Below are 9367 nucleotides of genomic sequence, written 5' to 3'. Positions count from 1 at the left end.
TTTTAAGTGGCCAACCCGGCGCGCTGCGTTCTCCCCCATCGCGGGGGTGGCCGGGGGGGGGGGCGGCCCGGGGGCCCCCCACCCCGGGGGTCAATCCTGCACGGTGACGATGCCCACCTTGGCCTGGCTGCAATCATTGGCCGGGCACACGCCGTTGATCCAGATCTGCCCGTTGCCCAGCATCACCCCCTGCCCGTTGACGAACACGCCCTCGAACGTCTGCGCGGCGATGGTCTTGGCGATATCGGCGGTGATGATGCGGTCGTACTCGCGCTCGAAGGTGGCGGCATCGGCCACCTTGCGCTTCTTGCCGCCCACGTTGACGTTCACCGGATACAGCGCCAGCGCGGCGACGGCCTTGGCATCATGCGCAGCCACGCCCTTCTTCAAGGCCGTGAACACCGCTTCGTAACGGGGCGCATCGCCGAGCAGGCGCTCGATGCGCTGGCGTACATCGCCATCGGTGTCGGCATCGATGTCCCCCGCAGCGGCCGCCGCTGATGCGGGCTCCGTCGCTGGCAGCGGGTCGGTCGCGGCCGGCGGCGCCGTGGCGTCTACCGCATCGGGGGACAGGCCAGCGACCGGGGCATCCTCGCTGGGCGTGGCCGTGGCGGCTGGCGGCGAGGTGGCCGGGGCAGCCCCGTCAGCCGCCGGCGGTGCCGGCTGCGAACATGCCGCCAGCAACAGGGTAGGTAGCAGGATTCGGATCACACGCATGCTCGGCTCCATCGGTTTCGCAAGGACGCCAGCGTACCCGCCCCCCTGTCAGCCGCCAATGACGGCCACCGCGTAGAGCCGACCGTTGGTCGGCTGCGTTCATCGAAGGCGGACTGGAACGCGAGCGATGGCACGTAAGAGCAGCCGACCAACGGTCGGCTCTACGTTGACGGCGACCGCGTAGAGCCGACCGTTGGTCGGCTGCGTTCATCGAAGGCGGGCTGGAACGTGGGCGGTGGCACGTAAGAGCAGCCGACCAACGGTCGGCTCTACGGTTGACGGCCGCCGCGTAGAGCCGACCGTTGGTCGGCTGCGTTCATCGAGGGGGGACTGGAACGCGGGCGGTGGCGCGTAAAGGCAGCCGACCAACGGTCGGCTCTACGATTGACGGCCACCGGGTAGAGCCGACCGTTGGTCGGCTGCGTTCATCCAGGGCAAGCTGGAACATGCTTTCAGCCGGCCAGCAGCTCGAAGATCACCGGCTCGCCGCTTGCCGACGACGCGCACACCCACAGCTCGAACTGGCCGGGCTCGGCGCGGAACACGCCATCGCGGCCGGTGAAGCCCAGCGCGTGGCGGTCCAGGGTGAACACCACCTGGGTGCTCTGGCCCGGCTGCAGCGCTACCTTGCGGAAGTCCTTCAGCTCGCGCACCGGCCGCACGCGGCTGGCCACGCGGTCGTGGATGTACAGCTGCACCACTTCCTCGCCCGCCACCGCACCGGTATTGGTCAGCGTGGTGCTGATGGTCAGGCTGTCGTCCCAGCCCAGGGTCTGGCTGCTCAGCTGCGGCGCGCCATAGCCGAAGGTGGTGTAGCTCACGCCATGGCCGAACGGGTACAGCGCTTCGTTCGGGATCTCGCGCCAGCGCGCCTTGAACTCGGACATCGTCGGCAGTTCCGGGCGACCGGTGCGCGGGTGGTTGTAGAAGAACGGCTGCTGGCCCGACACCTGCGGGAAGCTCACCGGCAGGCGCCCGGACGGGTTGTAATCGCCGAACAGCACATCGGCCACCGCGTGGCCGGTCTGGGTGCCCAGGTACCAGGTGATCGCCACGGCGTGCGCGTTGCGCACCGCGCCCTGCAGCGCCAGCGCGCGGCCATTGCGCAGCAGCACCACCAGCGGCTTGCCGGTCATCGCCACCGCTTCGGCCAGCGCCTGCTGCGCCGCCGGCAGGGTGATTTCCACGCGCGACTGCGCTTCGCCGCTGTAACGCTGCGGCTCGCCCAGCGCCAGCACCACCACGTCGGCGCGCAGCGCGGCGGCCACGGCCTGCTCGATGCCATCCTGCACGGCTGCTTCGAGGTCGCAGCCGGGCACGATTTCCAACAGCGCTTCATCGCCGATCGCCGCGCGCACGCCGGTTTCCAGGCTCACGTAGCGCGCCTTGTCGCCGAACAGCGTCCAGCAGCCCTCGATGTTCTCGCGGTCCTGCACGAACGGGCCGATCAACGCGATCTTCTGGCCGGTCTTCTTCAGCGGCAGCACCGCGTCGGTGTTCTTGAGCAGCACGATCGAGCGACGCGCGGCATCGCGCGAGAGCGCGTCGTGCGCGGCGATATGCGCGGTCGACGCTTCGCGGTCCAGGTCCAGCGAACGGTAGGGGTCGTCGAACAGGCCGATGGCGTCCTTCAGGCGCAGGATGCGGCGCACCGATTCATCCAGCGTGGCCATCGGCACCTCGCCGCTTTCGATCAGGCCCGGCAGGTGCTCGGCATAGAAGCCGCTCTGCATGCTCAGGTCCAGGCCGGCGGTGAAGGCCTTGGCGGTGGCATCGCGGTCGTCGGCGGCATAGCCGTGCGCGACCAGCTCCATGTCGGCGGTGTAGTCGGAGATCACCACGCCCGGGAACTTCCACTCACCGCGCAGGATGTCGGTGAGCAGTTCGGCGTTGGCGCTGGCCGGCACGCCGTTGATGTCGTTGAAGGAGGACATCACCGTCAGTGCGCCGGCGTCGAAGGCGGCCTGGAACGGCGGCAGGTGCACGTCGCGCAGGGTCTGCGGCGAGATGTCGACCATGTTGTATTCCATGCCGGCCATCACCGCGCCGTAGGCGGCGAAGTGCTTGGGCGTGGCCAGCAGCGCATCGGCGGCACGCAGGTCCGGGCCCTGGAAGCCGCGCACGCGGGCGGCGGCAAAGCGGCAGCCCAGCACCACGTCTTCACCGGCGCCCTCGGCACCCCGGCCCCAGCGCTGGTCGCGGGCGATGTCCACCGCCGGCGCGTAGGTCCAGTGCAGGCCGGCAGCAGTGGCTTCCACCGCAGTGGCGCGGGCGGTGCGCTCGGCCAGGTCCGGCTCGAAGCTGGCCGCTTCGCCCAGCGGGATCGGGAACACGGTGCGCATGCCGTGGATGACATCGGCGGCCAGGATCACCGGAATGCCCAGGCGGCTTTCTTCCAGCGCGACCTGCTGGATGCGGCGACCGGCTTCCACGCCCACGCCGTTGAACAGCGACCCCACCTTGCCCTCGCGCACCTGCTGCAGCACCTGGTCGGCGTTGAGCACGTTGGCTTCCGGATTCACGTCCGGGGCGAACGGCCGGACCATGTCGGCGAACACACCCAGCTGGCCGACTTTTTCTTCGACGGTCATCTGGGCAATGAGGGTTTCGATACGATCGGCGGCCACCGGCTGTCCTTATGAAAACGTTTACAAGGCCGGGATTCTAGCGTTCCCGGACCCGTTGTGAATGATTTTGGCGTTCATTTTTCTTCCCGCGGGGGAAGCGCCCGTCGCCGCGAGCACCGCGACGCAGGCTCAGGAGCTTACTCTGCGGCGGCCAGGCGCTGCTGCCCCGCCAACAACATGGCATCGCTGGAGGCCTGGAACACGCGCAGCCCAAAGGCCGGCAGGATCGCCAGCAGGTGGTCGAACACGTCCGACTGCACGCCCTCGTACTCGCCCCAGGCCGTGCTGCGGGTGAAGCAGTAGATCTCCAGCGGCAGGCCTTCGGTGGTCGGTTGCAGCTGCCGTACCAGCAGGGTCATGTCCGTATGGATGCCCGGGTGCTGCTGCAGGTAGCGCTCCACATAGGCGCGGAAGGTACCCAGGTTGGTGACCCGGCGCGCGTTGACCGCCGCCATGCCCTTGGCCTGCAGCCCGGCATTCCACTGCTGCAGCTCGGCCTGCTTGTCGCGCAGGTAGTCGCCCAGCACCGCGAACTGCTCCAGCTGCGCCAGCATCGGCGCCTCCACGAACCCCACGCTGTGCTGGTCCAGGTACAGCGCGCGCTTGATCCGGCGCCCGCCCGCCTCCTGCATGCCGCGCCAGTTCTTGAACGACTCGGTGACCAGCTTCTTGGTCGGAATGGTGGTGATGGTCTTGTCGAAGTTCTGCACGGTGATGGTGTGCAGGGCGATATCGATCACATCGCCATCGGCGTTCTGGCTGTGCATCTCGATCCAGTCGCCCAGCCGCACCCGGCCATCGCCGCTGATCTGCACGCTGGCCACCAGCGACAGGATGGTGTCCTGGAAGATCAGCATCAGCACCGCAGTGGCCGCGCCCAGGCCGGTCACCAGGTAACGCAGGTCCACGCCGGCCAGGGTGGCCACGATCGACAGCCCGGCGATGACGAAGATGACGATCTTGGCCACCTGCAGGTAGCCCTTGATCGGCTTGTTGCGTGCGTCGGGGCGGCGCTCGTAGATGTCGTTGGCCGCATCCAGCGCGTGCGAGATCGCCAGCGCCACGGTCAGGATCGCCCAGGCCTGGCAGGCCCCGATGACGAAGGCCACCAGCGGCGGCGGCAGGTCGGGCACCACGGTGATGCCGGCGGCGATGACCTGGCTGGGCACCACGTTGGACAACCGCGACACCACCCGCATCACGTTGCTGCCGCGCCCGCCGTGGGCGGCGCCGCCGGGCAGGCGGTTGATCAATCCGCGCAGGCCGCGCAGCAGGATTTTCTTGGTGACGAAATTGGCCAGCCACGCCGCCAGCGCCAGCAGGCACAGCACCGCGCCCGTATAGGCCCACGGCCAGGGTTCCAGCGCGCGCTGCAGGTCGTCCAGCCAACGTACCGCCACTACTGCATTCAACATCGTGTATCGATCTCCGTTTGGGGGCTGTCAGGGGTGTGCCGGGGACGGCGCGCTGCGCTCGATGATCACGCCCACCGCGCGCGCACCGCGCACCGCACCGGGCTTGCTCAGCTTGAGCCGCAGCCACTCCACCTTGAATTCACGCAGCACGATCTCGGCGATGCGCTCGGCCAGGGTTTCAACCAGGCCGAAATCGGACTCGCGCACGAACTGCTCGATGCGCTTGCTCACCGCCTTGTAGTTGAGCGTATCGGCGATGTCGTCGCTGGCGGCCGGGCGGCGGTTGTCGAAGCCCATTTCCAGGTCGAAACGCAGGGTCTGGCGGATCCGCCGTTCCCAGTCGTAGATGCCGATCAGGGCATCGATCTCGAGCCCTTCGATGAATACCTTGTCCATAGCCATGCCACGTGGAAGATGCCGAACATGGTAACGGCCCGGCCCGGAACGTGCCGGGAACCAGGGGCAGGCGCCCTGGTGCAGCGCCCGAGGCGGGAAAGACAAAGGGCCCCTTTCGGGACCCTTTGCTTACCTCTTGTCCCCGGGGGGAGATGGGATTCCCATCCGCGAGTCCCGGTGGCGCGTAGGCGGAAAATTACGGGGCCGACCCGGCCGCGTCAACCATTGTTGACGCAAAACGGGACGGGGCGCGTGGTTTGCGACGCGTCAATTGAACGCGGCAATCGAATCAGGAAAAACGGTAATCAGAACAGTCACACAACGGCCGGATTCCCGATGCCCGGCATCCAGCCACGCTCGTAGCCTCGATCGTCCAGGGACCAGGGATGCGATGACCATGCAGATCGAAGATGCCGTGAAGCGGGCGCTGTCAGCCGACCGGATGGGCACGTACGAGAACGCTGTGGCCCGCCTCGATACCCGTAGTACCGCGCTTGAACTGTATCTGTGGAATGCCCGCATTTCCGCCGCCTTCCTGGTGCCGCTGCATATCGGCGAAGTGGTCATCCGCAACGCGGTTTCAGATGCACTGACCCGGATTCACGGACCACGATGGCCGTGGGTGCAGGGCTTCGCCGACAGCCTGCCCAGTCCAAGCAGCGGCTACAACCCACGCCGTGAACTGCAACGCGCGACCACACGCTGCAGTCACGGCACCGCGCAGGTTGTCTCCACGCTCAGCTTCGTGTTTTGGCAGAAGATTTTCACGCAACGCTTCGATGTCCGGGTGTGGTCACGATGCATGGGGACCGTACTTCCCGGCGCCAGCGAGGCTGCGCCCCGGCATGTCACCCGCGCCCGCATACACAATGATCTGGAGCAGATCCGGCGGCTGCGCAACCGTATCGCCCACCATGAACCCATCTTTGCGCGTGCCTTGGACGAGGATTTCGCCGCCATCCAGCGGCTGGTGGCGCTGCGCTGTACACGCACCGCCGATTGGATGGCCGGGCATGAGGCCGTCACCCCGCTGCTGCGCAATCGCCCGCCGTGACCGGCGGAGTACTCACACCGCCGGCAGCGTCGCCATATCCCAGCGCGGGGTGACCTGCACCTGCGGCGGGGTGTGCTGGCCGGCCTCCAGGCGCAGCGCGCCGGCAAAGGCGATCATCGCGCCGTTGTCGGTGCACAGCGACGGGCGCGGGAAGCAGGCGCGGCCGCCGCGGCGGGCGGCCATCTGCTGCAGCTTGGCGCGCAGGCGCTTGTTGGCGCCCACGCCGCCGGCCACCACGATCACATCGGTGCCGGCCGCATCCAGCGCGCGCTCGCACTTGATCGCCAGGGTATCGACCACCGCGTCTTCAAAGCCACGGGCGATGTCGGCCCGGGTCTGCTCGCTCTGGTCGCTATCGCGCCAGGCCAGCAGCACCTGGGTCTTCAGGCCGGAGAAACTGAAATCCAGCCCCGGGCGGTCGGTCATGGGGCGGGTGAACTTGAACCGCCCCGGGGTGCCGCGCTCGGCCAGCGCAGCCAACTGCGGCCCGCCTGGGTACGGCAGGCCCATCAGCTTGGCGGTCTTGTCGAAGGCCTCGCCCGCCGCGTCGTCCAGGGTCTCGCCAAGCAGGCGGTACTGGCCGATCCGGTCCACGGCCACCAGTTGGGTGTGACCGCCAGACACCAGCAGGGCGACGAATGGTGCGTGCGGCGGGTCGTCTTCCATCAGCGGGGCCAGCAGATGCCCTTCCATATGGTGTACGCCGACCGCCGGCACCTCCAGCGCCCAGGCCAGCGAGCGGGCCACGCCCGCGCCCACCAGCAACGCCCCGACCAAGCCGGGGCCGGCCGTGTAGGCCACCCCGTCGATGTCGGCCACGTCCATCCCAGCCTCGGCCAGGGTCTGCCGGATCAGCGGCAGCAGCTTGCGCACGTGGTCGCGGCTGGCCAGTTCAGGCACCACCCCGCCGTACTCGGCGTGAAGGGCGATCTGGCTGTAGACCGCATGGGCGCGCAGGGCGTCCGGGCCGGCCAGGGCGGTGTCGTACACCGCCACGCCGGTCTCATCGCAGGAAGATTCGATACCAAGGACTCGCATACCGGGTATTATGGACCGCTGAGGCCCCGGCAGCGTTACCGCCAGCCCACCCGACACCACCTGTGGCCAAGAAGTTCGCCGGGGTGGGTTGCAACTTCTTTTGTCGCCGCTATAATGTGCGGCTCTCACCGGGCGTGACCCGGTTCTACTGTGTCCCGGAGATTCCATGCCCAGCGTTAAAGTCCGCGAGAACGAGCCCTTCGAGTTTGCGCTCCGTCGCTTCAAGCGCACCTGCGAAAAGGCCGGCGTGCTGGCCGAAACCCGCAAGCGCGAGTTCTACGAAAAGCCGACCCAGGAGCGCAAGCGTAAGGCTGCTGCTGCTGTGAAGCGTCAGCTGCGTCGCTCCTCGCGCGACGTCACCAAGCGTCAGCGCCTGTACTGATCTACGCAACTTCGATGCGGCAGGCCCTGTGTCTGTCGCGGCGGAGCCGAAGCCGGAACGCGCGAGCGTTACCGGCTTTTTGCGTTCCAGTCGTTCTGGCGTCCGTCCCGCACTTTTGACCGATACGAGGTGTTCCATGAGCCTGAAACAGCAGCTCACCGATGACATGAAGGCGGCCATGAAGGCCGGCGAGAAGCACCGCCTGGGCGTGATCCGCCTGATGCTGGCCGATATCAAGCGCAAGGAAGTGGACGAGCGCATCGAGCTGGACGACGCCGCCGTACTGGCCGTGCTGGAAAAGATGGTCAAGCAGCGCAAGGATTCGGTCAGCCAGTTCGAAGCGGCCAACCGCGAAGACCTGGCGGTCATCGAGCGCGAGGAAATCCTGGTCATCGACCAGTACCTGCCGACCAAGCTGGGCGAAGCCGAGATCGTGGCCGCCATCCAGGCCGCCATCGCCGAAACCGGCGCAGCCAGCCCCGCCGACATCGGCAAGCTGATGGGTGCACTCAAGCCCAAGCTTGCCGGCCAGGCCGACATGGGCCTGGTGTCCAAGCTGGTCAAGCAGCAGCTGGCCGGGTGATCGGCGCCGGGTAGCGACCCACGGTCGCTACCTGCCCGGCCGGATGCGCCAACATCCGGCACCGCCGGCATTGCGGCAGGCACCGTGCGTGGGTGGTGGTGCATCGACGCACGCCCCGCTTCACCCCGCCTTCGACCCGCGCCTGCAAAAATCGGTGGCATGTCTTCACTGCCGCCCGCCCCCGCTCCCGACGCCGCTCCCACGCCCGCCCACGCCGGCGTACCGCAACGCCTGCACAAGTACGTCGACCGGCTGCAACGCAGCTTCCCGATGGCCGTGGGCAAGCGCTTCGTCGATATCGACGTGCTCACCCAGGCCGCCTCGGTCTCCTTCTACGCCCTGCTATCGATGGCGCCGCTGCTGGTGCTGCTGCTGTGGCTGACCGCCTCGCTGTACCCGCCCGCGCAGCAGGCCCTGATCACGCAGATCAACGACGTGGCCGGCAGCAGTGCCGCCACCGTCGCCGACACCGTGCTCAAGAACGCCGACAACCAGCCCGATGTGGGTTCGCTGGCCGGCGTGTGGAGCACCCTGTTGTTGTTCATCGGCGCCACGGCGGTGTTTGCCCAGTTGCAGAACGCGCTGAACCTGATCTTCAACACCAGTGGCGAGCGCCTCGACGGCCTGGTGGCCTGGCTGCGCAAGCGCGTGTTCTCGTTCGGCGTGGTGCTGGCGCTGGGCTTCCTGCTGATCCTGTCGATGACCGCCACCACCATGCTGCAGGTCGCCTTCGCACAGCTGCCCTCGGTGCTGCCGGCGGTGGGCTACCTGACCAGCCTGGCGCTGTACACGGTGGGCTTCGCCTTCCTCTACCACTACCTGCCCGACCGCCGCGTCGCGTGGCGCCAGGCGTTCATCGGCGGGGCGATCACCTCGGCGTTGTTCGCGCTGGGCCGCTACGCCATCGGCCTGTACATCGCCACCGTCGCCCCGGGCAGCGCGTACGGCTCGATGGGCGCGCTGGTGATCTCGCTGGTGTGGATCTACTACGCCACCGTGGTGTTCTTCGTGGGCGCGCTGATGACGGCAGTAATCGACGAGCGCCTGCGCGCGCGTCATCACCTGGCCGTGGCCGGGATCCCCGAGCCGAAACCGGGCGAAGCGACCGGCAGCTAGTAGACTAGTCCGACCCCCGCTTCCGCGCGTGGCCGTCGC

9 protein-coding genes are annotated in these 9367 nt (G+C 67.8%); 4 read left to right on the top strand and 5 right to left on the bottom strand.

Annotated elements, in window-relative coordinates:
* Positions 1-90: 90 nt before the first annotated feature.
* From M2421_RS20590 to folB, 4 genes are all read right to left on the bottom strand, one after another.
* A complete protein-coding gene (locus tag M2421_RS20590) occupies positions 91-717 on the bottom strand; it encodes a hypothetical protein (RefSeq protein WP_259210239.1) in 627 nt (208 codons plus the stop codon).
* A gap of 452 nt (positions 718-1169) precedes the next feature.
* Positions 1170-3344 carry a glycoside hydrolase family 3 N-terminal domain-containing protein gene (locus tag M2421_RS20585; protein ID WP_259210236.1) on the bottom strand — a complete coding sequence of 725 codons (2175 nt, stop codon included), beginning with the start codon at positions 3342-3344 and terminating at the stop codon, positions 1170-1172.
* Positions 3345-3481: 137 nt separating this feature from the next.
* Entirely contained in the window at positions 3482-4759 is a 1278-nt protein-coding gene (locus M2421_RS20580) for a mechanosensitive ion channel family protein (RefSeq protein ID WP_259210233.1), read from the bottom strand.
* 27 nt (positions 4760-4786) lie between these two features.
* On the bottom strand, positions 4787-5155 hold the full coding sequence (gene folB, locus M2421_RS20575) for a dihydroneopterin aldolase (RefSeq protein ID WP_259210232.1): 369 nt from the start codon (positions 5153-5155) through the stop codon (positions 4787-4789).
* A 397-nt stretch (positions 5156-5552) separates the two neighbouring features.
* Here folB and M2421_RS20570 point away from each other — a divergent pair, with 397 nt between their 5' ends.
* A complete protein-coding gene (locus M2421_RS20570) occupies positions 5553-6209 on the top strand; it encodes a hypothetical protein (protein ID WP_259210231.1) in 657 nt (218 codons plus the stop codon).
* Positions 6210-6221: 12 nt separating this feature from the next.
* Here the strand turns inward: M2421_RS20570 and tsaD are convergent, their stop codons facing one another.
* Positions 6222-7247 carry a tRNA (adenosine(37)-N6)-threonylcarbamoyltransferase complex transferase subunit TsaD gene (tsaD, locus tag M2421_RS20565; RefSeq protein ID WP_259210230.1) on the bottom strand — a complete coding sequence of 342 codons (1026 nt, stop codon included), beginning with the start codon at positions 7245-7247 and terminating at the stop codon, positions 6222-6224.
* A gap of 166 nt (positions 7248-7413) precedes the next feature.
* Here tsaD and rpsU point away from each other — a divergent pair, with 166 nt between their 5' ends.
* From rpsU to M2421_RS20550, 3 genes are all read left to right on the top strand, one after another.
* Complete coding sequence (gene rpsU, locus M2421_RS20560; RefSeq protein WP_002808376.1) at positions 7414-7629, top strand: 30S ribosomal protein S21; 216 nt, start codon at positions 7414-7416, stop codon at positions 7627-7629.
* Positions 7630-7765: 136 nt separating this feature from the next.
* Positions 7766-8212, top strand: a complete 447-nt coding sequence (locus M2421_RS20555; protein WP_259210229.1) for a GatB/YqeY domain-containing protein — start codon at positions 7766-7768, stop codon at positions 8210-8212.
* Positions 8213-8482: 270 nt separating this feature from the next.
* Entirely contained in the window at positions 8483-9328 is an 846-nt protein-coding gene (locus M2421_RS20550; protein ID WP_259210241.1) for a YihY/virulence factor BrkB family protein, read from the top strand.
* Positions 9329-9367: the final 39 nt, after the last annotated feature.

The organism is Stenotrophomonas sp. BIGb0135 (genome assembly GCF_024810105.1).
GTDB classification, from domain to species: Bacteria; Pseudomonadota; Gammaproteobacteria; order Xanthomonadales; family Xanthomonadaceae; genus Stenotrophomonas; species Stenotrophomonas maltophilia_AB.
The sequence above is the reverse complement of the archived record's forward strand: the minus strand, read 5'-3'. Positions and strand labels throughout refer to the sequence as shown.

Coding starts and splice junctions, on each gene's coding strand:
- M2421_RS20590 (WP_259210239.1), bottom strand. CDS start 717: ATGCGTGTGATCCGAATCCTGCTACCTACCCTGTTGCTGGCGGCATGT.
- M2421_RS20580 (WP_259210233.1), bottom strand. CDS start 4,759: ATGTTGAATGCAGTAGTGGCGGTACGTTGGCTGGACGACCTGCAGCGC.
- folB (WP_259210232.1), bottom strand. CDS start 5,155: ATGGACAAGGTATTCATCGAAGGGCTCGAGATCGATGCCCTGATCGGC.
- M2421_RS20570 (WP_259210231.1), top strand. CDS start 5,553: ATGCAGATCGAAGATGCCGTGAAGCGGGCGCTGTCAGCCGACCGGATG.
- tsaD (WP_259210230.1), bottom strand. CDS start 7,247: ATGCGAGTCCTTGGTATCGAATCTTCCTGCGATGAGACCGGCGTGGCG.
- rpsU (WP_002808376.1), top strand. CDS start 7,414: ATGCCCAGCGTTAAAGTCCGCGAGAACGAGCCCTTCGAGTTTGCGCTC.
- M2421_RS20555 (WP_259210229.1), top strand. CDS start 7,766: ATGAGCCTGAAACAGCAGCTCACCGATGACATGAAGGCGGCCATGAAG.
- M2421_RS20550 (WP_259210241.1), top strand. CDS start 8,483: ATGGCCGTGGGCAAGCGCTTCGTCGATATCGACGTGCTCACCCAGGCC.